We start from the raw sequence: 26,238 nt of genomic DNA on the forward strand, positions 1-26,238 counted from the left end.
CAAACTAAAAGGATTATCCCCTGTAGCATACAGAGAACAATCCTCAAGTTTAAGCGCTTAAATAATAACGTGTCCAACTTTATGGGTTCACATCAGTATAGCAGTTCTCTTTTTTATTGATTTTCATTATTTACAGATTTAGGATTTCTTTTTTTGTTGTATCGAATAATTAATAGTGTAATGATGGCAAGAGCACTGTCAAAAAACAAACGTGATTGAGTGTCCCCAACTTCTTTACTTCCTATAAGTTCGATACCATTGATGTCCTTTTGTGTAATCAAGGAAGAAATATCTAAGATGATGAATATTATAAATATAATTATTGCTAGTATACCAAATATCATTCCTTTACTAGGTTCTTCTTTCATAGCACAATACATAGTTCTTATACAGTATATAGCGAATAACAACAAGGCAATCATTTTTAAAGTTCCCATACTTGATTCAATACTTGTTGTGTATCCACTATCTGGATAAAAATATCCAAATAATATATTAAATTGCATTTTATACCCTCCAAACATTTTTAATTATATCATTTTCTTGTGTGCTATGCGAGATGAACCAGTTGACAAATATGCAACTCTCTGCATATAATAGGCACAAGGTGCATATTTTTGGAGGTGTTGTATGGATCAAGAAAGAGCAAGACAAAGGATTTTTATGAATATCTTTTTGTTGGCGAATAAAATGCAGGTTGAGGGAGATAAGTTAGCAGATGATCTAACTTTGAAGCAATGGATGTTGCTGCTTTTGTTGTTTAGAAGGAATAGTAAGGATTGTACGATAAATGAATTGGCTAAGATGATGAGTATCACAAGACAAAGTGCTAAAAAGTTAGTTACCAGTTTATCAGCGACAGGATATTTGGATGTTACAAAATCAGTATTGGATAGTCGTGCTCTTTGTGTGAATCCAACCGATAAAGCAAAATCTTTTTTTAAACAGAATAAAGATATGGGGAATGCCTATCTTAATGAAGTCTTTGTTGATATAAGTGAAGATGAATTACTTATAGTGATGCAAGTATTTGAAAAAATGAAGAAGAATTTAAAGGTTGGTGAGTAAAGAAATGCAAAATTTAAAAGTTACTAGTACAGCTTTTGTTCATAAGGGAGAAATTCCAATTCAATATACAGGCTGGGGAAAGGATATATCACCTGAACTTATTCTAGATAACCTTGATGAAAAGGCAATATCAATTGCTATTATTATGGATGATTTAGATCATCCAATTAGTATGCTTGTCAATCGTGATTATAATCATTGGTTGATTTGGAATATTCCAGCACAAAAGGTAGTACCAGAAAATATTACTCATGGAAAGCAAGTTAAGGAACTTGAAGGTGCTATACAAGGACTTGCTTATGGAAAATATCGCTATGCTGGACCTAAACCACCTAGGTTTTTAAAGAAAGCGCATCGTTATGGATTTCATGTATATGTATTAGATAGGATGTTAGATTTAAAGGCGGAAGTGAAAAAGAAAGAATTTTTAGAGATAATAAAACCGTATGTTCTTCAAACAGGATATCTTGAGGGTTATTATCAGAATAAAAAATAGAACCAGCATTTGCTGGTTTTATTAATTTAAATTGTAGTCTGCAAAACCATGTTGAAGATGGCAGTACCATAAATTTTGATATCATGTCCATTTGGGTTTCGAATTGCAGAAACTTTCACATTACCTTCTTTATTCACTTGTTTTCCTTGATATATATTAAGAAACAATTCATCAATATCAGAATAGATATAATCTAGTGCATATACGCCCATTACTCCAGATGCGGTACCGGTTACAGAATCTTCTTTTGTTTTTGAAAAGGGAGAAGAAAAATGTCTTGCATGAAAAATGTATTTGTCTTTATCGGTTATTGAAAATGGGTGAACAGAACTTTTTGGTATCGCATTTAAAAGGGAAGGGAATTGTTCATTATCAGCTTTCATTTTATCCAATATAGCTTCACTTTTTACAGGGACTAACAAAGTCCATGATCCAGTATTTCCATAAACGATGGGGAGGTCACATAAGTCATTTGTGGATATGTGTAAACTCGCACATAATTGTTCTTTGTTTCCATCAAAAAGTATTGTTTTTGGTTTGGCATGTTGCATTTCTATCGCTTTTGTTTTGTGTTTATAATTGATATCTAATAGGCCTGCTTTTGTTTCAATCTTGAATACATGGTCTTTTTGGAAAGCTTGAGCTAAATAGAAGATTGCTGCCATGGTTGCATGTCCACATAATGGGGTTTCATAACCAGGTGTAAAATAGCGTAAGTAAATGTCCGCTTGTTTTGATTTGCATATAAAAACGCATTCATTGAAGCCTATATCATGAGCGATTTTTTGCATCTCTTCATCACTGTATTGATCACCATCTGGAATTACTCCAGCAGGATTTCCCTGTCCTGGAATAGTGGTGAAAGCATCTATTTGGTAAACGTTAACCTGTTTCATAATATTTCCTCATCTCTTTTTTTGATATAAGAGTATTCTATCATATATTTTTAATTTAAAACTAGGCAAAAGGATTTGAAAGATTGTGAAAAAATGTTAATATTAATAATACAACTGGAATAATATAGGGAATAGAGAAGCATCTCTATTTTTTCATTATTAGGATGATAAAATTAACTTCTAGTTGGCAGTATTTTTGAATAAAAAAATGATATAATAATAGGCAGGTAAGGTGAGCAAATGAAAAACGAAATAATCTCCATTAAAGGGGCCAGAGAGAATAACTTAAAAGATATTAGTCTTGATATACCTAGAAATAAGTTTGTAATTATGACTGGAGTATCAGGTTCAGGAAAAACTTCACTTGCGTTTGACACAATTTATGCAGAGGGTCAACGTCGTTATGTGGAGTCTTTAAGTGCGTATGCACGGCAGTTTTTAGGAAATAGTGAAAAACCAGATGTAGATAGTATTGAAGGATTGTCTCCATCGATTTCTATTGACCAAAAAACAACTAGTAACAATCCAAGATCAACTGTAGGAACGGCTACGGAAATCTATGATTATTTACGGTTGTTGTATGCAAGGGTTGGAGTACCATATTGTCCAAATCATAATGAGCCAATTACATCTCAAACAATTAAACAAATGGTTGATCAAGTGATGGAGTTGGAGGATAAAACACGTATTCAAATTTTAGCACCTGTTGTTCATAACAAGAAGGGTACACATAAAGACTTGTTGGAAAAGCTTTTGAAGGAAGGATATGTCCGTGCTCGTATTGATGGTGAAGTAAAACTGATTGAAGAAGTAGAAGCATTAGAAAAAAATAAGCGTCATGATATTCACGTGGTTGTCGATCGTATTGTAAAGGGAAATGATCGTGGTAGGATTCATGATTCTTTAGAGACGGCATTAAAACTTGGTGATGGATTAGCTGTCGTTACGTTTGGTGATAAAGAGTTGTTGTTTTCTTCAAATTATTCGTGTAAGTATTGTGGCTTTAATGTACCTAAATTAGAACCGCGTTTATTCTCTTTTAATGCACCTTTTGGAGCTTGTGATACTTGTAAAGGGTTGGGGATTACACAACGTGTAGATTTGGATATTTTAATACCTGATCGTAATCTTTCAATTATGCAAGGTGGTATAGTATATTATAAAAATATTCTTCGTAAAGATAATTTAGAGTGGCAGCGTTTTAAGGCGTTGTGCGATCATTATAAAATTGATTTGGATAAACCACTTAAGAAATTCACAAAGAAGGAAATGGATGTTGTTTTGTATGGTAGTAAAGAACCAATTTCATATAAAATGTATTCAAAGTCAGGAAATGTGACGAGCAAAACAGAATTTATTGAAGGTGTTGTAACATTGATTGAAAGACGTTTTATGGAAACGACTTCTTCTTTCTCTAGAGAGTGGTATGCATCGTTTATGATGGAAGATACATGTCCGGATTGTGGTGGTCGTAGATTAAATGAAATTGCCCTTAGTGTCCGCGTGGGTGGTTTAAATATTTATGAATGGACACAGATGAGTATTAAGCAAGCGATTCAGTTTATGAAGGATTTAAAGCTTACTACGCAGGAAAAAGCGATTGCGAATATGATTTTAAAAGAAATTGAAAATCGTTTGGTGTTCTTAAATGATGTAGGATTAAACTATTTAACATTGGATCGCTTAGCAGGAACTTTAAGTGGTGGAGAAGCACAGCGTATTCGTTTGGCAACACAGATTGGATCGCATCTGACTGGTGTTTTATATGTTCTTGATGAACCAAGCATTGGGTTACATCAAAGAGATAATGATCGTCTGATTGATTCACTTAAGAAAATGCGAGATTTAGGAAATACTTTGGTAGTTGTTGAACATGATGAAGAAACAATGCGTCAAAGTGATTATATTGTTGATATTGGCCCTGGAGCAGGAATTCATGGCGGAGAAGTTGTCGCCCATGGAACACTGGAAGAAATCATTGATAATACGGATAGTGTAACGGCGAATTATTTGAGTGGTCGATCAAAGATTGAAATTCCTAAAGAACGCAAAAAGGGTAATGGTAAAAGTATTCAAATTGTCAAAGGTAGTGAAAATAATTTAAAAGATGTGGATGTGAAGTTCCCGCTTGGTACACTTAGCGTTGTTACTGGTGTAAGTGGTAGTGGTAAGAGTAGTTTGGTAAATGAAATATTATCAAAAGGAATTGCTCATTCACTTGGTAGAGTACGTGTAAAGCCAGGAAAATATAAACAAATTAAAGGTGTTAAAAACATTGATAAGATTATTAATATTTCGCAAGATCCAATTGGTAGAACACCAAGAAGTAATCCTGCAACTTATACAAGTGTTTTTGATGATATTCGGGATTTATTTTCTAAGACTCCTGAAGCTAAGATTAGAGGGTATGAAAAAGGTAGATTCTCTTTTAATGTAAAGGGAGGACGTTGTGAAGCTTGTCAAGGGGATGGAATCTTAAGGATTTCGATGCATTTCTTACCAGATGTATATGTACCTTGTGAAGAGTGTGGTGGAAAACGTTATAATGAAGAAACATTACAAGTAACTTATAAAGGTAAAAATATTTATGATGTGTTAGATATGAGTGTGGAAGAAAGTATTGAATTCTTTAAAAACGTTCATAAGATTAAACATAAATTACAAACTTTATATGATGTGGGATTAGGATATATAAAGCTTGGACAAAGTGCAACGACCTTAAGTGGTGGGGAAGCACAGCGTGTAAAGCTTGCTAGTGAACTACAACGAAAGGCAACAGGTAAAACGCTGTTTGTCTTAGATGAGCCAACAACAGGATTGCACAGCAGTGATGTGAAAACATTACTGAGTGTATTAAAACGTATTGTTGATAATGGTGATACAGTTGTGGTAATTGAGCATAATTTGGATGTAATTAAAAGTGCTGATTATATTATTGATATTGGACCAGAAGGTGGAGATGAAGGTGGAACGATTATGGGATGTGGAACACCTGAAGAAATTAGTGAAATAAAAGCATCTTATACAGGTCAATATCTGAAAAAAGTATTAGAGGAGGATCGCTCATGAGTACTCTATGTGTAAAAGAATTTGTCGAACATTTTGATTTTGAAGTCGTTCATGGAAATAAAGAATCTTTAAAGCGAGTCATTAAAGTTGCAGATACCAATCGAGCGGGATTGGAATTAGCAGGATTTTTTGATTATTCACAACCTAAGCGAATTGTTGTTTTGGGGGATAAAGAAATCGAATATATAAAGACGATGAGTGAAGAGCATCAGCATCGAAGTTTTGAATTTATCACAGGGGAAGAAACACCACTTTTGATTATTTCAAAGAATCATGAGTGTCCAGCAATTTTGGCTGAAATTGCATATCGTAAGAATTTTCCAATTCTTCGCTCAAAAATGCAAACGTCTAGATTGGTTATTAGTATTGTTTCTTACCTTGATGAAAAATTGGCAAAAATTGATTCTTTGCATGGAGTTTTATTGAGTATTTATGGAAAAGGGGTTTTTATTCGCGGTGAAAGTGGAATGGGTAAAAGTGAAGTAGCCTTGGATTTAATACGCCGTGGTCATCAATTAATTAGTGATGATTTGGTGGATTGTTATTTGATTCATAATGAAATTATTGGACACCCACCAAAATTATTAGAAGGGTTTATTGAATTACGTGGAATTGGGATTGTGAATATTCGTAAATTGTATGGTACAAGTTCAACTTTGCCATTTAAACATATTGATTTTGTTATTGAATTGAAAGCGTGGGATAATAATACGGAGTATGATCGTGTAGGAATTGAGGATACAAAGTATGAAGCGATTTTAGGGGTGAATATTCCTAAAATTATCTTACCATTACGAGGTGGTAGAAGTATGGCTACCATTATTGAAAGTGCAGTTACCAATATCGTCTTAAAAGAAGAGGGTTATGATAGTGCAAAGGATTTTGAAAATCGAGTATTGGCATTTATCGATCAACAAAAAGGAGACGAAGAATGAGTTTTTTTCCAGATTTAAAAACATTTTTAAGAATTGAAATAGGTGATTTTACTTTAAATATTGCATGGTATGCACTTTTGATTTTAGCTGGAGCTATTCTTGCATATTATCTGTCATTGAGAAATGCGAAGAAAATTGGTTATGGGAAAGAACTTTTAGAAGATTACTTTTTTATGATGATGCCTTTGGTAATTCTTGGTGCGCGTATTTGGTATGTTATTTTTGAATGGTCAAGTTATAGTAGTAATCTAGTATCCATTTTCTATATTTGGGAAGGTGGACTAGCGATTCATGGAGGTTTGATTACTGGGATTGTGTTTTCCTATTTCTATTTTCGTAATCGAGGGGTTAACCTCTTACGAATAGGTGATTGTATCATGCCCAATGTTTTGTTAGCGCAAGCGATTGGACGTTGGGGAAACTTCATGAACCAAGAAGCGTATGGTCGTATTGTAAGTGAAAAGTATTTTCAAAACTTTCCTTCTTTTATTAAAGATCAGATGTATATTGATGGTGCGTATCGGCAACCGATGTTCTTATATGAGGGAGTTGGAAATCTAATTGGCTTTATTGTAATTACGTTCTTATATAAAAAATATGGACGTAAGAAACGTGGGGATTTGGTCTATGCGTATGTTGTATGGTATGGAGTTGTACGCTTTTTCATTGAAATCTTCAGAACTGATGCTTTGATGGCAGGTGGTTTAAAAGTTGCACAGATGACATCCATTGTGTTTGTTATTGTTGGTCTTTTGGGTATTTTTGGTGTATATAACAAATTGTTTAAGAAGTTTTATCCATTTAAAATTGAGAAACCAGTGGTTTTGTTTGATGCAGATGGAACCTTGATTGATACCCAAAAATTAATTATGGATAGTTTTCGATTTACCTTTCAAAAATATAAACCTGAATATGAATTAGGTGAAGAAGAGTTGTGTAGTTTTATGGGTCCTCCATTAAGGGCAACCTTCGAAAAGTATTTTGCAGATGAAATGGTTGATGAAGTGGTAGAAACTTATCGTGAATATAATCATTCTCATCATAATGATTATGTAAAGGCAATGCCACATGCGAAAGAATTATTAACGTATTTAAAAGAACATGGTTATGAAATTGCAGTAGTGTCAAATAAATTTAAATCACTTGTTTCATTAGGGTTAGAAATCAGTGGAATAGATTCTTATTTTGATGTTGTTATCGGTGGAGATGAAGTGGAACATCCAAAACCAGATCCTGAAGGCTTGTTGAAAGCATGTGAACTATTGAAAGTGCCACATGATGAACTTATCTATGTAGGAGATAGTGAAGTAGATGTGAAATCAGCTAAAAATCTTGGTGCATTTAGTATTGCTTTTGTGAGTGATCCAAAAAGAGAACGGTCATTAAAAGAGACAAAACCATGTCGAATCGTTTATGATTTAGAAGAGATAATAAGTATCTTGAAGGAGGATCAAGAATGGAGCGAATTAGTGATTTAATAATTATTGGTGCAGGTCCTGCTGGAATGAGCGCTGCTATTTATGCTTCGCGTGCTGGCTTGAAAACAATTATGTTGGAAGCTGGTGCCCCAGGAGGAAAGTTAACCAAAACAGATAAAATTGAAAACTGGCCAGGTGTTAATTCAATGAATGGTTTTGAATTGGCAAATAAAATGTTTATCCATTCTACAAGCTTCGGAGCTGAATATATGTTTGGTAATGTGGTAAGGATTGAGAAATCAAAAGAGGATGGTGACTACCATCGGGTTATCTGTGATGATGGTAATGTATATGCTGCTAAGGCAGTGATTGTTGCCACTGGTACCCAAGAACAATTGCTGAATGTAAAAGGTGAAAAAGAAAATATCGGTCGTGGTGTTTCTTTCTGCGCGGTTTGTGATGGAGCCTTTTTCAAAGATAAAGATATTGCAGTGATTGGGGGCGGTAATGCCGCTTTAGAAGAAGCTCTTTACTTAGCTGAATTTGCTTCTAAAGTATATATTATTATCCGTCGTGATGTATTTCGCGCGGATCAAATCGTAGTTGATAAGATTATAAACAATTCTAAAATTGAAGTAATTCGTGAACGTTTGGTAAGTGAAATTGTCGATGATGGGATGAAGGTTACAGGTGTTAAATTGAAATCAAAAGATGGAAATGAAACAGACTTGGCAGTAAGTGCAGTCTTTCCTTATATTGGTGCAGTTCCTACAACAGGATTTCTAAAAGGTGTGGGGATTACAGATGAAAAAGGATATATGATTGTGAACGAAAATATGGAAACATCCATTGCTGGAATTTATGGTGCAGGAGATGTAACAGCTAAAAATCTTCGTCAAGTAGTAACAGCTACAAATGATGGTGCAATTGCTGCCCAAAGTGTTATTAAGCAAATAAAAAGTTTATAGTAATATAGAACTGGATATCAAACGCTTAGCGTGATATCCAGTTTTTTTATGAGTATAATGTAGTATAATAATAAAATAAAAGATAGTCGCTTTGTATCAATAAAAATAGAGAGGGGGATGATTATGAAGCGGACATTATATTTAATGAGACATGGTCAAACGGTATTCAATGTAAGAAAAAAGATTCAAGGACAATGTGATTCTCCATTAACAGAGGTAGGAATGAAACAGGCTCTTATTGCGAAAGCATACTTTAAGAAACAAAATATTACGTTCACTCATGCATACGCATCAACGGCAGAGAGAGCCAGTGATACTTTAGAAATTGTTACAGATATGCCATATACGAGAGTAAAAGGATTAAAAGAGTGGGGTTTTGGTGTGTTTGAAGGTGAGATGGATGATCTGATGCCACCAAGGCCATATGGGGACTTCTTTATTGCCTTTGGTGGAGAAGGTGAAAGTCAAGTTAGAAATCGTGTGTCAGATACACTTATGAAGATTATGCAAGAAGAAGATCATGAACATGTTTTAGTCATATCACATGGAGCATCTTGTAGGCAGTTTATGAAAAAATGGGAACATACAAGTGATGTGGGGCAAAAGGAAAAGATTGAAAACTGTTGTATTTTAAAGTTTGCTTTTGAAGATAATAGTTTTAAATTATTAGAGATTATTAATCATAATTTTAGTGAAATTTAAAGGCTTTGTACTGCTATGTACAAAGTTTTTTAATTTATATAGTAGTGAAAGCGCTTTAAAAAGTGCAAAATCTATACTTTTTTTTATAAATACTTTTTCATGTGAGTATTTATAATTGTAATTGGGAAGATTAAAAATATAAATATTGTATATCAGCTTATGAAAGGAGAGGTAATAACAACTAAAAAGACTACTCTTATAGATATTTCTTAGATGTAATGGTAACTTTTATAGCTGTAGTGCAATTATTAGAAAAGTAGATTATGAATTTGTAGTTTAAAAAGTAAGGAGAAAAATATGAAATTAAAGAAGAGTATTGTTTATTTGCTTGTGATTGCTTATTTCTTTTCTTTTTTACCTGAGACACAAGTGCTAGTATCATCTGCAGAAACGGGAGATGTAGAGGTTACTAAAACAAGTTCGTATGTAGAAATAGGGAATGAATCATTAAGTAGAAGATTTGGTATTGAAAATAATAAGTTGATAACAGAATATATTAATAATAAACGAATCGGTAAAAAACTTGAACCAGATACAGGATCAGATGATTTTGTGATACGCGTATTAGGTGAAAAAAGCGAGGTGAAAGATACACTGCCAGTTAAAGAGCTGGAACGTGATAATTGGAGTGGAACGCTTTCTCAAGCCGATGGTGTAGATCCAATAGATGCAGCAAAATTGTTTGATGGAAATGACACTACAGAAGTAGAATATGCAAAAGGTGGTAAATTTCCTTATGCTATTACAGTCAATTTAAATGAAGTCAAAACATTTCAGTCTTTTTCATTTCAAAAAAGAATGGGAAATGCAAATTCTGCATGGGGTATAAATGGAACGATAGGAAAGTTTTCACTTGAAACTAGTACGGATGGAAATACATGGACAGCAGCTGGAACAGGAGAGTTCACAAAAGAAGCTTATAATCTCCATTTAGAAGATGGTAAATATAACACAGCTGATTTAGTGTATGCAAATTTTGATAGTCCACAAACAGCACAATATGTAAGAATTATGATGTTGAGTGGAGCGCTTTCTACAAACCAATCGTTTTGTGGAGCAGAAATACGTTTGTACGAAGATAAGTATGTGAAAGCAGAGCGAGAAGATGAGTTTATTCGTTCATCAGATTTAGAAGTTAAAGAAATTAAAGAAAACAATATTGATAATGGAAAAGAGATTATTGTTGACTTTAAACCATATATGTATAAATCAATAACATGGGATTTATCATATCATGTAGTGATGAAAAATGATGATTACTTTATGAGAACATTTGTGGAAATTGGTGCAGATGATAAAGAAAAGGCAAGAATTGATTATTTAGCTTTGGATCATTTTGTTTTAAATACTACAGCTGAAGATGTTTGGAGTAGACCAGATAGTTTTAAGGTCGCTGATGGACAATATAATTTCTTAGCGCATGAGATGCAATTAGGACAGCCAATATATGCAACAGGACTCTTCTTTGGAAGTGAATTTCCTGCTACTGATACAAATGTTGTGGATGATGTAATGGAAGTACGTTATTATTCAGGAAAAAGTATTGCACAATTTGAGGAAGAAGGATCACTTAACAACAATCGCTTTGTAAGTTGGCCTAATGTTGTAGGAGCAGCAGAAGGAACTGATATGAATGTTGTGCAAACAGATTTCTTTGCTTATATTGATACCATTGCTACAGAAACAAATTTTAGAAAGCAATATAATTCATGGTATGAAAATAGAATGGGTATTACAGATGAAAGTATTCAACGAATTTTTTATGCATCTGAAAAAGGACTTTCTGAAAATGGTGTGGAGCCATTAGATTCATATGTTGTAGATGATGGATGGAATAATTACAATGATCCTACTTTTACAAAAATTGATGTTGAACGTTCAGGAAATAGTTATAATCGTACAGGATTTTGGGAATTTAATGATAAGTTTCCAAATGAATTATATCCTTCTATGGAAATGGCACATAAATTCAATTCAACGTTTGGACTTTGGTTAGGTCCTCAAGGTGGATATGAATTGTATAATACATTCTCTCAATATCTTGAAAGTAAAGGAACTGCATATGTACATCATAAAGGTGCATTAGGAAAAGTAGTTGATGCAGGATCAAAAGTATATTTAGGACATTTGAAAAATTTGTTTGTTGATTATCAATCACGCTTTGATATTGATTATTGGAAATTAGATGGATTTGCTTCTAGACCAAACGATGAAACAGATAATGATCATATGTCTGGTGGCGATAACAATATGTATTATACTAGTGAGTTGTGGGAAAATTGGATTAAAGTCTTTGAAGCTATGCGTTCACAAAGAGCAGCAGAAGGAAAAGGCTTGTTTATAAATGCAACATGTTATGTAAACCCTTCTCCATGGCACTTACAGTGGGTAAATACAATTTGGCAACAAAATGCTGGTGATTTAGCTAGTGATGCTTCCAATGGGGGAAGTCAATCAGCTAAAATGATATCGGGAAGAGATAATGTTTATTTTGTTAATGGGGTGGATGGACAATTCCAATTCCCACTAAAGAATGTATATAATCATGAACCAATTTATGGAAAGTCGGCAAATGTAAGTATGACTACGGATGAGTTTAGAGAATATTTAGTAGGAAATGCAGTTCGTGGAACAGCTTTTTGGGAATTGTATTTTTCACCAAGTATGTTAGATGATGCAAAATGGAAAGTTACTGCTGAAGTATTAGATTTTGCAGAGGAAAATCAAAATATTCTAGCAAAAGCTAAATTGTTTGGTAATGCACCAAAAACAAAAGCAGGAATTTATGGATATTCAGCTTGGGATGGAAATGAAGGAATTGTATACTTTAGAAATCCTACAAATGCAAAGAAGACATACTCTTTTACATATGATGATGTCGCAGGAGTTCCAAAGACAGTAAATGAATTACAACAAGTACAAGTATATCCATATAAAAATGCAATGGACAATAAAACTATTTCTTATGGTGATAAAGTAGAAATTAGTTTAGAACCATATGAATTGGTTGTATATCAGTATGGAAAAAAAGATACAGATAAGCCAGAGATAGAATCAATTAAAAATATTGATGATAAAACGATTCAGGTAATCTTTAATGAACGTATTTCGGATGATATGGATATTACATTATCAAATGCGACAGTGAAGTCAATAAAATTATTAGCTGATTATAAAACAGTGAATATTGTTAGCGAAGAGCAATTGAGTGATGATGTGAATGTGGATTTAAAATATCAAGATATTGCTGGTAATGAAAAAGCATCTTTAGAAACGGTTAACATATATGAAGAAAATGTAGTCGCTTCTTTGAAAAATAAGGATACATTAAAAAATACAGAAGAAATGACAGAGGCTAAGTTGGAGCGCTCAAATATTCCAATGCCATTATTAGATGGTGATGTTTATGAATTGAAAGATAAAAATACATTTGATGGAAAAGGTGACTTTTCGTTGTCTTTCATTATGAAAAGTGGAAGTAAAAACACTCAAATTTATAAGCAAAAAGATTTTGAAGTTGGAATTAATTCAGATGGATATATATATACAACCATTGCTGGTAATACATTCGATTCTAAAGATACGGTTACTGAAGTTGTAGAGTTAGAACATGGATTAAGAGGTAGTGCAGAGTATGTGCCGACTTCAACAACTACTAAGGTATTAGGATTGGTTGCAGATGATAATCTACATACAGTTGTTGTTTCAAAAGAACGAAATGGATTGTGTAAAATTTATGTTGATGGTGAATTGAGAAAATCTTTATACCTTCCAGATGTTACATTAGAAGCACAAACAGGTTCTAAAATTACATTAGGTAGTGATGAATTTGTTGGATATGTAGGAAATGTAATGTTCCGTAATCGAAGTGTTGGTTATGATGAAGCAATAAAAATAAAAGAAGATCTATTATTATCAGGTAATGTTATAGCAGATCGCTCTGAATGGACAGCTACAGCAAGTTCAGAGTATGCGAAAAAACCTGCAGTTGAAGGTCCAGCAGGATTGGCAATTGATGGGGATACAGGAACGCTATGGCATACGAATTGGGCTGCACCATATCCAGAACCTCGTGATCATTGGATTGCTATTGATTTTGGAAAAGAAGAAACATTTGATAAGGTTCTTTATACAGGAAGAGGTGCGAATACAAATGGAAATGTAAAAGATTACATTATTCAAATAAAAGATGAATCAGATAAGTGGATTGATATTAAGAGTGGTCAACTAGCAGATGGTGGACTTCAAACGATTGAACTTGATGAAAAGGTGACAAGTACTGCAATGCGTATTAAGGCTGTATCTTCTTATGGAAAAGAAACAACACATGCAGCTGCAGTAGAGATTAATATATCTTGTTCATTAGATGAACTAGCGGATTATAATAGTTTTAGAGATTCTGTAGATGCTATCAAAGTAAAGGATAAAAATAAATATACAGAAGATAGTTATCAAGCTTATAAAGATGCATATGATGCATTAGTTGAATCGAAACTAATTTTAGATATTGAAAAGAATACAGTTAATCAACTATGGGATGTATTTACAGATGCCGAATCAAAATTAGTTGAAAAGCCAATTGTATTGGATACGAAAGCATTAGAAGATGCTATCAAAAATGCAGAAGCAATTGATTTAAATCTATATACGAAGGAATCTACAGATGCTTTGAAGGATGCTATTAAATCAGCAAAAGATGTTGTAGCGAATGCCACAACACAAGAAGAAATTAATACATCAGTATCTAATTTGAATGCAGCAGTAAATAATCTTGTAGAGAAAACAAAAGAGTTGGATACTTCAGAATTGAAAAAAATGATTGATCAAGCAGAAAATATGGATTTGAGCAATTATACATCTGAAAGTGTTGCGAATTTACAAAAGGAAATAACAAATGCAAAAGATGTTTTAGCAAATGCCACAACACAAGAAGCATTAGATGATGCGTTACAAAGTCTTGTTAAGGCAATGAATGGATTAGTAGAAATACATCCATCAGAAGGTCTTACATATAGAACTTTAGTAAGTGAAGATGGAAAAGTAAAAGTCTCAGGATATTTACATGATGATGTTAAATTAATTGTGAAGCGTTATCAAAACCTAAAAGCATTCTTAAAAGATATAAAAGATAAAGATTACTTGAAGGGGAATGAAATACTAGCTGCTTACGATATAGAACTACAAAGAAACGGTGAAAAATATATCTTTGATCGTCCTGTGAAGGTTGAGATTAAAACAGATGATAAAATGAATGGTAAACCATTAAGAATTGTACATATTGATGAAAATAAGGATATCATTCGTTATGATTCTAAAGTAGAAAAAGAATATATTGGTTTCCATACAACACATCTTTCAGATTATGCAATATCAACTGTGGTGAATGGACCAAAACCATCAACAGGGGATAATAGTAATACTGCAATATATATGTCATTATTATTAATGTCACTTGGTATTGTTATTAGAAAATCATATAAAAAAATGTATCATTGATATTTTATAGTGATAAGTAAAAAGATGAAATCGGATATTTCCGATTTTATCTTTTTTACTATTCTAGGAATTGTGAACATAATAATGAAAATAATATTGTGGAAAAAGCATTCTTTTTTGTGAATGTGTGTGTTGATAGTAACTTTGATATTTTTGTGACATTATATGGTATAATAATCCCAAGATAAGAGGTGAGGTTTATGCACAAAACAAAAAAGCAAAATGTAATTCTTGTCACAGGAATGTCAGGGGCAGGAAAAACAAGTGCAATTGCCATTTTAGAAGATATGGGATATCACTGTATCGATCAGTTTCCTGTACAGTTAATTGGAGAACTAGGTAAAATTATTACAAATCAACAAGCAGAGGACCGTTACCAAAATCTTGCGTTAGCGACTTCAGCGCAAGACTATCAGAAATTTTTATCTTATTTTGAAGGTCGTGAAATGAATGTGAAAGTGTTATATTTAGATGCAAGTAATGAGAAATTGTTATTACGTTATAAATTTACACGAAGATCACATCCTTTTGTATTGTCTGGTAAAGCAAATACCTTGGAAGAAGCGATTGAAGCAGAGCGTGATTTGTTTAATGAATTAAGTTATCGCAAAGTAATTCATATTGATACTACTAAGCTTACTTTAAAAGCACTTCGTGAATTGATTGAATCAAAGTTAGCAATTGATTCAAAAGAAGGGTTTGCTATATCGTTTGTTTCTTTTGGTTATAAGCATGGTGTTCCCTTAGATGCGGATTTGATGTTTGATGTGAGGTTTTTACCTAACCCATATTGGATTGAGAGTATGCGCTCTCTTACAGGGGATGATAAAGAAGTTTATGATTATGTTATGGAAAGTAAAGAAACGAAAGCTTACTTAAAAAGGTTGCTTACGTTTTTGGATTATTCATTTAAACAATATAAAAAAGAAGGTAAAAACCATCTGAGTGTTGGAATTGGTTGTACTGGAGGGCAGCATCGAAGTGTTGCACTTACGAATTATTTATTTGATAACTATCGTAATAAGTATCAATGTCATAAAGGACATCGTGATAAGAAGGTGGACTGATGAAAAAGGTAGTTGTTATCGGTGGAGGTACAGGGCAATCGGTTATTCTTCGTGGTTTAAAGAATATTCCAGATATAAAGCTGAGTACGATTGTTACCGTAGCAGATGATGGCGGAAGCACAGGACGTTTAAGGGAAAATTATCGGATGCCTGCAATGGGGGATATTCGTAATGTTATGGTTGCTTTAGCGGAAAGTGAAACGTTACTATCATCTTTGATGGATTATCGTTTTGAAGGAAGTGGGGATGTAGCAGGTCATAATCTTGGGAATCTTTTACTGACTGCATTGACGCAGATAAGTGGTAATTTTCTTGAAGCAATTCAGACATTTTCACGGGTTTTGCGTGTGAAGGGAGAGATTATTCCTTCAACTACACAAATTGTGAACTTGATTGCCGTTATGGAAGATGGAACAAAGGTAAAAGGGGAAAGTAATATTCCTAAGTTTCATAATCGTATTGAAAAGGTATATTACCAAGAGCGAGTATATGCAACGCGTAGAGCGATATCAGCAATAGAATCTGCCGATTATATTATTTTTGGAATTGGAAGTTTGTATACGAGTATAATGCCGAATATTATTATTCCAGAAATCAACCAAGCACTTAAGAAGAGTAAATCTAAAAAGATTTATTTTTGTAATGTTATGAGCCAGCCAGGGGAAACGGATCACTTTACATTAGAAGATCATGTGACAGCAATTGAAAAGCATTCTTATAAGGGTATTATTGATGTTGTTGTTACACATAATAATATTTTATATAGTGAAGTATTAGAAAATTATCGTAAAGAGGATAGTTATCCAATCTGGATTGCAGATAAGGAACATGCTTATAAACTTGTGAAAAAGGATTTGCTTAAATTTGATGATGACTTGATTCGTCATGATAGTGAGAAAGTAAAAAGTGCATTTGAAGAATTGTTAGAAGTAAAGGAGTGAGGCCAATGTCATTCACCAGTGATGTGAAGAAAGAAATTTGTATGAATGAATTGAGCGAGTGTTGTAAGAAGGCGCAATTGAGTGCTTTTCTACAAATCAGTGCATCCTTGAACTTTACCAATGAAGGGATGCATATTACTTGTCAAAGTGAAAATGTATCCACAGCGAAGCATATTTATCAAATTGTTAAAGAATTATATCAAGTTGAAATTCAGTTATCGATTATTAAGAAGATGAAATTAAAGAAGAATAATATTTATGTAATTAAGATAAAGAATAAAGCTATGGATATTTTAAAGGATTTGGAAATTATTGGTGAGCATGGCTTAAATGATCATCCAAGTAGTCGTATTGTGAAGAAAGATTGTTGTATTCGTGCATATCTTTCAGGGGCATTTCTTGCCAGTGGTAGTGTGAATTCACCAGTAAAGAGTAATTATCATTTGGAGATAGCATGTTCAAATAAAAATTTGGCTAAGTATATCATGAAGCAAATGAATAAGTTTTATTTGATGGCAAAGCATATCAAACGTCGTAATCAAGAGGTTGTATATATTAAAGCAAGTGATAAAATTAGTGATTTTTTGAAATGTGTTGGAGCTAGTAGTGCATTGTTTTCTTTTGAGGATACGCGAATTCAAAGAGATTTTATGAATTCATTAACACGTCTTGATAATTGTGAACTGGCAAATGAGATGAAAACTTTAAAGGCAGCTCAAAAACAGTTAGAAGATATTGATCGCATTGATAATTTTGTTGGGTTGGAAAGTTTACCTAAGAATTTATATGAAGTGGCAATTGTTCGTAAGGAGAATCCAGAGGCAAATCTAAATGAATTGTGTGTAGCTTATGAAGCTCGCTACAATGAACAAATATCGAAGTCGGGTATTCGTCATCGTTTGAATAAAATAAGAGACCTAGCACTCCAGTATAAGCATGAAGTGTGATATGATAAATAGAAGAGAGGTAGATTTTTGATGAGAGATTTGAGAGCGATTTTAATTGCAATATTAGGAGTAATTCTTTTTATTGCGTTGTTGCCAGCATTGATTTGGTTACTTGTTATTATCTTAATCATCATCGCAATTTTTAGTATTTATACAAGAGTTAAGTATAAACGGTTCATGAAAGATGTTCAGCAAGATTTTGATAATGATTTCTTTAGAGAGAATGCAGATGAGAATAAACAAGATCATCGTATTGATTCAGATGTGATTGATGTTGAATATAGTGAAAAAGAAGAGGATGAATTATGATAGAGTATGGAGTGGAAAAGGACAAGGATGCGATTTTAGATTTATGTGTTGCAACCCATCCAGCGAAAGAAAAAGAGTTTTTAACTTATTATTTTCATAATTTATATAATGAAGGAAAAAGTCTCTTGATTCGCGAAGATGATAAAATTATATCTTGTATGCAGTTAAAGGAACATGTCTTACAGTTTCATGATAAAGTATTACTTTGTTCTTATCTGTTTGGTATATCAACGCATATTGATTATCGATTACGTGGGTTTATGGATGAACTCATGCATTATGCTCTAGATATTTGTAATCAAAACTATTTAATTACTTTTATCGAAGCATATAATCCAAAGTTATATAAAAAATATGGATTTGAAACCGTATCTTATCGTAAGAAATTTAGTATTGCAATTCAAGATATTAAAGTAAATAATTTAGAAGGTGTTACTTCAAATATTGACATTAAAGCAATGACAAGGTTGTATAAAGAATTTGCAACTCGATTTGATTGTTATTATTTGCGGGATGAAGCCTATTATAAAAAGTATGTAGAAACAATTCAACAAAATGGTGGAAATGTTGCAATGTATCGCAATCATCAAGGTGAAGTACAAGGATATTGTGTTTATTACGAAAAAGATGATTTAGTGGAAGTAAAAGAAATCATTTATTTAGATTCCATTACACTAATGAAATTATTAAAATATGCGATTAAGTTTATGCCATACATTAGTTTAGAAGTATCAAATAATGAAAAAATAGAAAAAGTATTTAAGAAGGCAGTACCAAGAACAAGTTCTTGTGTTATGGCGAGAATAAATCATTATCCTTTGTTTGAAAAGTTATATGATACAAAGATTAAAAATGTACAAGATGCATTTCAAGTATTAAAAAGACCAGTCTTAATTAACGAAAAGAACTAAGTGTGTGTATTCAACCAATGCGATGGTGGAACATAGGTTGAATGTTTTTAATCCTTTTATTAAATAATATGAGTTAGTTATATCATAATGCCCCTTATTGAATTATACATAAGGGGCATTGATTAAAATTCGATTTCAATAATTTGATTTTTATCAACATTTGTATGCAATTTGTTAATTTTAACTTTTTCTTTATTCGGAAATATAATAATGACTACAGGATTTAATCCTTTACTTACAATATAATCAATATCAAATGATCCGAGTTTGTTGTTTTGTTGAATGGAATTTCCTTGATTCACATACGATGAAAACCCTGTTCCATTCAAATTAACTGTGTCAATTCCAATGTGAATTAAAGTTTCTAGAGTATTGTTAACTAGTCCATAAGCATGGTTGGTTGGAAAGACTGCTTTTATCGTTGCATCATAAGGGGCATATATTTCGCCTTCTTCGGGGTTGATTGCAAATCCACTGCCCATCATACCACTGGCAAACACTTCATCCTTTACTTCCTCTAAAGGAATGAGTTTCCCCTTTACAGGAGAAGTAAAAGTGAATTTTTTCTTTGTAAAGAATCCCATTATTTTAGCTCTGGCCAGTATTCTTTGTTGGCAACAATATAATCATCTAAAAGTGCTCTTGCAACATTAGTGTTAACAACCGTACGGTTTAGTACAAGTGCTTTCATTGCTTTTTGATAACTACCTTCCATATAGGCATCAACAGTTAGTTTTTCATATGCATATTGATTTTCCATCATTCCTTTATAGAAAGTTGGAACCTCACCAATGGTTAATGGTTCTACTCCATGGGTTCCTACACGGCAAGGAATTTCAACCATCATATTACGGTCAAGATTTTCAATAGAACCTTTGTTTTCAGTAATAATTAGGAAAATTTCTTTTGTGTTGTTGGCCAATGCTGTTGCTAAGTCCACAATATATTCAGCATGACAACCAGCGTCTGGATCTATATCATATTCTGTACCTTTGACATGACCAAGTTCTACCACTTTTTCTAAGTAAGCATATGTATCCTTTTCATTTCCATCCATAACTTCATTTGCACGAGTATATTCAGGATTTGATTTTTTATACATTTTATTTGGATATAAATAGTATTGAAGATAAGTGTTTGGTAAATATTCATCGTAATCACTAATCATTTGACTTAAGAACTGAAAAGTTGATTTCCATGATGGTTCTTCAAACAATGCTTCAGTTTTAAATTCAAATGGTTGTTTCAAACGTTCTCTCAATTCAGGTAAATAGTCATGCCCTGTTTTGGTATCATAGATATGTGTAAACCAACCAAAGTGATTTAATCCAAAATAACGTGGTTCAAAATCTTTTCTAGTTTTACCTAATACATTAGCATACATATCCATAATAGCAATTGGCATATCACAAATGTTGATAATTTTATGATCATCTTTAAAAATGCGTTTTGTTGCTTCTGCGACAATAGCAGCAGGATTTGAATAGTTTAAGATCCAAGAGTCTGGGGAATATTTGCGAATGTCTTTAATAATTTCAACAACCGCAGGAACACTTCTCATTCCATAAGCGAATCCCCCAGGGCCACATGTTTCTTGTCCAAGACAGCCATGTTTTAAGGCGATCTTTTCATCTGATTCACGCATTTCTAAACGTCCAGCACGAATTTGCATAAGTGCAAAGTCAATATCGCTAAAAGCCTCTTTAGCATCAGTTGTATATACAATTTCCTCCACTTCTGGATAGTAGTCTTTAAATAATATTTCTGTATATTTCCCCATTAACGCTTGACGTTCTTCCTCGTTATCATATAAAACAATTTTGCGTAATGGAAACCTTTCTTTTTGATTACATAGCATAGTTAACATATCAGGTGTGTAACGACTTGCTCCACCAACAATACATATTGAATATTTTTTCATATTAAACCTCTTTTCCTAACTTACGTTTCATTTCATCACTTACATCTTGTACATTCATCCCAATAATAACTTGCACAACATTCCCTTTTAAAACGACGCCTTTACAATTTGATTGTTTAATCTTTTCTTCATCAATGATTGAAATATCATTTGTTTCAATACGTAGTCTAGTGAAACAGTTTTCAATAGATTTAATGTTTTCTGCTCCACCTATTCCTTCAACAATAATATCAATGTCTTTATCCCATGAAGTGGGAGTTTTAGAAGCATCAGAAATCACTCCATTTTCTGTGATTAATTCTCTTCCTGGAGTTTTGATATCAAAACGTTTGATCAGGAATGTAAATATAAAATACCAAACAAAGATGGCAATGACTCCAACAATTAAAAAGATGTAAATTTTAGTAATGGAAGGATCTAATGGTAAATTGGAAATAAACATATCCAATAATCCATAAATCATAAAGGTGCGAGAGCCTAGTATCCATAATAACATTTCAAATAATCCAGTTAATAAACTATGAACAAACCATAAGAATGGTGAGATGAAAATGAACATAAAGTCAAATGGCTCTGTGATACCAGCAACTGCTGCGACAAACACAGATGGTAATAACATACTAATTGTAGTTTTTCTGTTTTCTGGTTTTGCAGTACGAATAAATGCAAGAGCAATACCAATTACTCCAAATGCTTTCGCAAAACCAAAGGTAGCAAAACGAATGGACTCATCAATTACTGTTACTGCACTAGGGTTAGCCATTTCTGCATAGAAGATATTAGCAGCACCTTGATAGATGTTTCCGGCAATTTCTGCAGTTCCACCAAAACCAGTGAATGCAAATGGCATCCAAAGCATATGATGAAGTCCTGTAGGTATTAAGAAACGGTTACCGAAAGCATAAGCAAAGACCCCTAGTGGGCCAGCATCTTTCATAAATTGTGTAGTTACTGTAATTGCATCATTTACATAAGGCCACACATAAGAAATGACAATTGCTAATATTAAAATAACTGGAATCATGATAATAAAAGCAAATCTTGATCCTCCATAAATGCGAAACATATCACTAAATTCACGATTACCAAAACGGTTAAATACATAAGCATTGATACATCCAAGAATCATTCCTAAAAAGACTCCCATATCTGTTACTTGAAACCCTAATACAATTCCTTGTCCAGTTCCAAACAATCCCATTGTCCCCGGCTCTGCTAACATACCTTGTGAAGTTAGCCAAGTGTTGTTTACTGATAAAAACATTAAATATATAATAATTGAAATAAGTGCAGCATCTACTTTTTTAGTTTTTGCTAATGTAACACTCAATCCCACACAGAATACAAATGATAAGTTGTTTAGCATTGCATCCATCATTGATTTAATTAGACTCCCAACAAAAGCAATTGGTTCAGGCATAAAATCTAATTGTAAGATCGTTGCTAAAGCAATTGCGGTACCCATAACTGCTAAATACATAACAGGTTGTGTCATTGCTCTAGAAAATTTATTCATCAGTTCTAAAAATTTTTCTTTCATTATGTTCTCCTTTTTTTATAATACATCTGTCGACAATCTGTATATGTTCATTATAAAGAATCATAAAATAGATACAATTGATTCTAAGGGTTTGTAAACTAAGTAAACTGATTGTGACTTTTTTTACTAAAAAAGCAGAAGCATTTAATCTTCTACTCCGTTTATGAAATTTTTTGAATAGGTACTTAATACCATTTCAATAAATATTAGTATTTTTGCTGTAAACAGATTCGGTTCATAGTGATCTTTTCCCACCCGTTTACTTTTCAATTGAATGGAAGTATGTGCCATTTTTGCAACCGGTGAGTTATTATCGGTTGTAAACGCAATAATATTAAAACCGTTTTCTTTCGCTTTGGTCATTTTCTCTAAGATTTCACCACGTGCTCCAGATTCTGATAAAACAATATATAAACCAGAATGGAAACTTGGATTACTAAATGCTTCAAAGTGATAACAGAAGTTTGCGTTAAAATTAAATACCAATAATTTTTGAATAATGTAATCTCTTGCTGCATCACAGAAACCTAAGGAATCAACTAATATCTTATCATTTTTATAATATCGTAATAATTCACTAATCATTTGAATGTATAAATTATAGGTTGAATCAAGTGCGAGTTGACCTAAGTCGTTAATTTCTAATGAATAACTATTTTTCTTAGAAGCTAATAACATATAGAACATTTCGCTATAACCTGAGTAACCAAGTTTTTTACATAATTTAATAATGGTTGCTTTTGATACAAAGCATTCATCTGCAATTATGGAAATATTAACTTTTTGTTTTAAATCAATGTATTTCCACAAGGTATTCATAATTAGGTTTTCAGTGTCTGTTAGTGATGTTTGATTGATATTCATAAAAAACCTCGCTCTCTACTTATTATAATCATGATTTGAAGAGAATGGAAATATCATTTTAAAATTCTCACAAAAAAGCAAATAGGAATACAGTAAATTGAAAATGTAGAAATAGAAAGATATATGAAAATAAGTATATTTGTATATGTTTGTCTTTTTGCGCAATATCTTTATCCAATTTATTGTAATTTATTGTAATGAAGTGTTGTTTCACTTTAAAGGTGCTATAATGCACTTATATATTAGGAGGATGTTAGAATGAATGAAAATCCATTAAAGCAATTAGTGGCAAAACAAAAAGCGAATCAACCAATTGGAATATATTCTGCGTGTAGTGCTAATAAATATGTAATAGAAGCAGTTATTAAGCGTGGGAAGCAAGACAATTCTTGCGTGTTAATTGAAAGTACAGCCAACCAAAGTGATCAATTTGGTGGTTATACGGGAATGAAACCTATTGATTTTAGAAATTTTGTCTTAGACGTTGCGAAACAATATGATTTTGATGAACGTAAATTATTTTTAGGTGGTGATCATTTAGGTCCGTTGACTTGGACACATCTAAATGAAAAAGAAGCAATGAAAAATGCAGAAGATTTAATTACGCATTATGTTATGGCAGGTTTTACTAAGATTCATATTGATACGAGTATGAAGGTTGCAGATGATGATCCAAATGAGCGTTTAAGTGATGAAGTGATTGCAAAACGTGGAGTATATCTTGCAAGTGTTGCTGAAGCAGCATATAAAGAATTGTTGAAAGAAAATCCAAATGCGGTTCAACCAATTTATATCGTTGGTAGTGAAGTACCAATCCCCGGTGGTGTACAGGGTGATGGTGAAGGAATGCAAGTAACAAGAGTAGAAGATTTTAAAGCAACAGAAGCAGTGTTTGAAAAAGCATTCAAAGAAGCAGGATTAGAAAGTGCTTGGCAACAAGTCATTGGGTTTGTAGTACAACCGGGAATTGAAGAAAAAGATGCAGGGTGTACAGAATATGATCGTAAAAAAGCAAAAGACTTAATGGCATCCATTGATGAATATCCAAATCTTATTTTTGAAGGACATTCTAGTGACTATCAAACCAAAGAGAAATTGAAAGAATTAGTAGAAGATGGTGTAGGAATACTAAAAGTAGGACCAGGCTTAACTTTTATGGTACGTGAAGCACTTTTTGCTTTGGCACATATTGAAGAGGAATTGTTTTATAATACAGATGTGAAAACTAGTAATTTTATAAATGTATTAGATGAAGTAATGTTAGAAGATCCAAGCAGATGGCAAAAATACTATACAGGAAGTGAGAATGAAATTCGTATTAAAAGAAAATATTCTTTCTCTGATCGTTCGCGTTACTATATGCAAAATGATAAGGTGGAAGCTTCCATTCGTGTTTTAGTTGAAAACCTAAAAGATGGTATTCCATTAAACTTATTGAGCCAATTTATGCCTATCCAATATACAAAAGTTAGAGAAGGCTTGTTGGATAATAATCCAGAAGATTTGATTCGTGATCGAGTAATCAATACAATTGATGAATACTTGTATGCAACGAAACAAAAGGAATTGTTTTAAAAACGATTGTTGTGATTAAAAGGCGGTACTTAGCAAAGATGCAAATATCGTCTTTTTAATTTTGTTATATAATAAAATCTGCTTGACTGTCCAGCTACTGTATAGTCTATAATGAGAAGTACTTATTTTGTAGAGGTGTTTGGAGGTAAAGCAGTTATGATAGAGAATTTGCAGTTTGTGATTTGTGATATTGATAATACATTGGTTTCACCACTTACCCATGATATGCAGAAAAAAACCAAAGCGGTTATTCGTAAGCTTCATAAGCACGGTATTCATTTTGGCCTGGCATCAGGAAGACCATTAGATGAAATCGATGCTCAGGTTGTGCGTTGGGGCATAGAGAAGGAAACAACGATGTTGTTGGGATTGAATGGATGTGAGTTGTGGAATCGCAATGATAATAGTTTATATTCGTATTATTTATTGAAAAAAGAATGGATTAAAGAAATTTTAGAACTTATGAAACCCTTTGATTTGAATCCTTATATGTATTTGGATGGGGGTAGATTTTTATGTACTAGAATGGATGAAATGGTACGCTATTCGGCTGAAAAAGTTGGCAAAGAAATCGTTTTAGTAAATGATATGAGTCAGTTTTATAAAGCAGAAAATGCGAAATTGATGTTTCGTATACCAGAAGATAGGATGGAAGAGGTAGAAGCTTATGTGAAGAAGCATCCTTCACCATACTACAAAGCGTTTAAAACGCAAACAACAATGCTTGAATTTGCTAATCGTAATGTTTCAAAAGCCTATGCAATGTTGGAATATTGTAAACAAGAACATATTGATATTAAGAATGTGATGGCCTTTGGAGATATGAGTAATGACAATGATATGTTAGAAGCGAGTGGACTTGGTGTTTGCTTGTTGAATGGATCAGAAGATACAAAAGCTATAGCAGATGTAATTACAGAGAAAACTTGCGATGATGAAGGGTTTGCCCATTTTATTGAAGAACATATTTTTAAAGTAAACGGTTGGTAATCATAACCACTGATATAATCAGTGGTATGCACTGACCCTGTAAGGGTCTTTTATTGTGTAGTCCTTCGACTACTAAATACCTGACAGTTACAACCTTTCTCCTAAGGCCTCTAAAAGAGGCTTTT

21 protein-coding genes are annotated in these 26,238 nt (G+C 32.8%); 15 read left to right on the forward strand and 6 right to left on the reverse strand.

Features of this window, described 5'->3' with window-relative positions; genetic code table 11:
* Positions 1-113: 113 nt before the first annotated feature.
* Entirely contained in the window at positions 114-506 is a 393-nt protein-coding gene (locus tag M2475_RS08265; RefSeq protein ID WP_277490789.1) for a hypothetical protein, read from the reverse strand.
* A 124-nt stretch (positions 507-630) separates the two neighbouring features.
* Between M2475_RS08265 and M2475_RS08270 the strand changes: the two genes are divergently transcribed.
* Entirely contained in the window at positions 631-1,068 is a 438-nt protein-coding gene (locus M2475_RS08270) for a MarR family transcriptional regulator (RefSeq protein WP_277490790.1), read from the forward strand.
* Between the two features lie 4 nt (positions 1,069-1,072).
* Positions 1,073-1,564, forward strand: coding sequence for a YbhB/YbcL family Raf kinase inhibitor-like protein (locus M2475_RS08275; RefSeq protein ID WP_277490791.1), 492 nt, complete (start codon positions 1,073-1,075; stop codon positions 1,562-1,564).
* A 26-nt stretch (positions 1,565-1,590) separates the two neighbouring features.
* On the opposite strand, the gene M2475_RS08280 is transcribed toward M2475_RS08275, so the two are convergent.
* The gene (locus tag M2475_RS08280; protein WP_277490793.1) at positions 1,591-2,460 is read right to left on the reverse strand and encodes a PhzF family phenazine biosynthesis isomerase; all 870 of its coding nucleotides are present in this window, start codon (positions 2,458-2,460) and stop codon (positions 1,591-1,593) included.
* A gap of 240 nt (positions 2,461-2,700) precedes the next feature.
* On the opposite strand from M2475_RS08280, the gene uvrA reads away from it, so the two are divergent.
* From uvrA to M2475_RS08335, 11 genes are all read left to right on the forward strand, one after another.
* The gene (uvrA, locus tag M2475_RS08285) at positions 2,701-5,529 is read left to right on the forward strand and encodes an excinuclease ABC subunit UvrA (RefSeq protein WP_277490796.1); all 2,829 of its coding nucleotides are present in this window, start codon (positions 2,701-2,703) and stop codon (positions 5,527-5,529) included.
* Positions 5,526-6,464: an HPr(Ser) kinase/phosphatase gene (hprK, locus tag M2475_RS08290; protein WP_277490797.1), complete on the forward strand. Its 939-nt coding sequence runs from the start codon at positions 5,526-5,528 to the stop codon at positions 6,462-6,464. Before uvrA ends, hprK begins: the two co-directional genes overlap by 4 nt.
* Positions 6,461-7,942, forward strand: a complete 1,482-nt coding sequence (gene lgt, locus M2475_RS08295; protein WP_277490798.1) for a prolipoprotein diacylglyceryl transferase — start codon at positions 6,461-6,463, stop codon at positions 7,940-7,942. The genes hprK and lgt overlap by 4 nt, the downstream gene beginning before the upstream one ends.
* Positions 7,921-8,850 carry a thioredoxin-disulfide reductase gene (gene trxB, locus M2475_RS08300; RefSeq protein WP_277490801.1) on the forward strand — a complete coding sequence of 310 codons (930 nt, stop codon included), beginning with the start codon at positions 7,921-7,923 and terminating at the stop codon, positions 8,848-8,850. The genes lgt and trxB overlap by 22 nt, the downstream gene beginning before the upstream one ends.
* 123 nt (positions 8,851-8,973) lie before the next feature.
* Positions 8,974-9,552, forward strand: coding sequence for a histidine phosphatase family protein (locus M2475_RS08305; RefSeq protein WP_277490802.1), 579 nt, complete (start codon positions 8,974-8,976; stop codon positions 9,550-9,552).
* A 297-nt stretch (positions 9,553-9,849) separates the two neighbouring features.
* Positions 9,850-15,048, forward strand: coding sequence for a discoidin domain-containing protein (locus tag M2475_RS08310; RefSeq protein ID WP_277490804.1), 5,199 nt, complete (start codon positions 9,850-9,852; stop codon positions 15,046-15,048).
* 200 nt (positions 15,049-15,248) lie between these two features.
* Entirely contained in the window at positions 15,249-16,115 is an 867-nt protein-coding gene (gene rapZ / locus M2475_RS08315) for an RNase adapter RapZ (RefSeq protein ID WP_277490806.1), read from the forward strand.
* Entirely contained in the window at positions 16,115-17,056 is a 942-nt protein-coding gene (yvcK, locus tag M2475_RS08320; protein WP_277490807.1) for a uridine diphosphate-N-acetylglucosamine-binding protein YvcK, read from the forward strand. The genes rapZ and yvcK overlap by 1 nt, the downstream gene beginning before the upstream one ends.
* A 5-nt stretch (positions 17,057-17,061) precedes the next feature.
* Positions 17,062-18,003: a DNA-binding protein WhiA gene (gene whiA, locus M2475_RS08325; protein ID WP_277490808.1), complete on the forward strand. Its 942-nt coding sequence runs from the start codon at positions 17,062-17,064 to the stop codon at positions 18,001-18,003.
* A gap of 30 nt (positions 18,004-18,033) precedes the next feature.
* Positions 18,034-18,312 carry a hypothetical protein gene (locus M2475_RS08330; RefSeq protein ID WP_277490811.1) on the forward strand — a complete coding sequence of 93 codons (279 nt, stop codon included), beginning with the start codon at positions 18,034-18,036 and terminating at the stop codon, positions 18,310-18,312.
* Positions 18,309-19,223, forward strand: coding sequence for a GNAT family N-acetyltransferase (locus M2475_RS08335; RefSeq protein ID WP_277490814.1), 915 nt, complete (start codon positions 18,309-18,311; stop codon positions 19,221-19,223). The genes M2475_RS08330 and M2475_RS08335 overlap by 4 nt, the downstream gene beginning before the upstream one ends.
* 122 nt (positions 19,224-19,345) lie before the next feature.
* On the opposite strand, the gene M2475_RS08340 is transcribed toward M2475_RS08335, so the two are convergent.
* The 4 genes from M2475_RS08340 to M2475_RS08355 all read right to left on the reverse strand — a co-directional run bounded on the left by M2475_RS08340 (position 19,346) and on the right by M2475_RS08355 (position 23,548).
* Complete coding sequence (locus M2475_RS08340) at positions 19,346-19,807, reverse strand: PTS glucose transporter subunit IIA (RefSeq protein ID WP_277490815.1); 462 nt, start codon at positions 19,805-19,807, stop codon at positions 19,346-19,348.
* Positions 19,807-21,144: a 6-phospho-alpha-glucosidase gene (locus tag M2475_RS08345; RefSeq protein ID WP_277490817.1), complete on the reverse strand. Its 1,338-nt coding sequence runs from the start codon at positions 21,142-21,144 to the stop codon at positions 19,807-19,809. Before M2475_RS08345 ends, M2475_RS08340 begins: the two co-directional genes overlap by 1 nt.
* A 1-nt stretch (position 21,145) precedes the next feature.
* Entirely contained in the window at positions 21,146-22,684 is a 1,539-nt protein-coding gene (locus tag M2475_RS08350) for a PTS transporter subunit EIIC (protein ID WP_277490820.1), read from the reverse strand.
* A 144-nt stretch (positions 22,685-22,828) separates the two neighbouring features.
* Complete coding sequence (locus M2475_RS08355; RefSeq protein ID WP_277490822.1) at positions 22,829-23,548, reverse strand: MurR/RpiR family transcriptional regulator; 720 nt, start codon at positions 23,546-23,548, stop codon at positions 22,829-22,831.
* A 258-nt stretch (positions 23,549-23,806) separates the two neighbouring features.
* Between M2475_RS08355 and M2475_RS08360 the strand changes: the two genes are divergently transcribed.
* Both M2475_RS08360 and M2475_RS08365 read left to right on the forward strand, forming a co-directional pair.
* Complete coding sequence (locus tag M2475_RS08360; protein WP_277490823.1) at positions 23,807-25,123, forward strand: class II D-tagatose-bisphosphate aldolase, non-catalytic subunit; 1,317 nt, start codon at positions 23,807-23,809, stop codon at positions 25,121-25,123.
* A 156-nt stretch (positions 25,124-25,279) separates the two neighbouring features.
* A complete protein-coding gene (locus M2475_RS08365) occupies positions 25,280-26,113 on the forward strand; it encodes an HAD family hydrolase (protein WP_277490824.1) in 834 nt (277 codons plus the stop codon).
* Positions 26,114-26,238: the final 125 nt, after the last annotated feature.

The organism is Breznakia sp. PF5-3 (assembly GCF_029504745.1).
Classification (GTDB): domain Bacteria; phylum Bacillota_I; class Bacilli_A; order Erysipelotrichales; family Erysipelotrichaceae; genus Breznakia.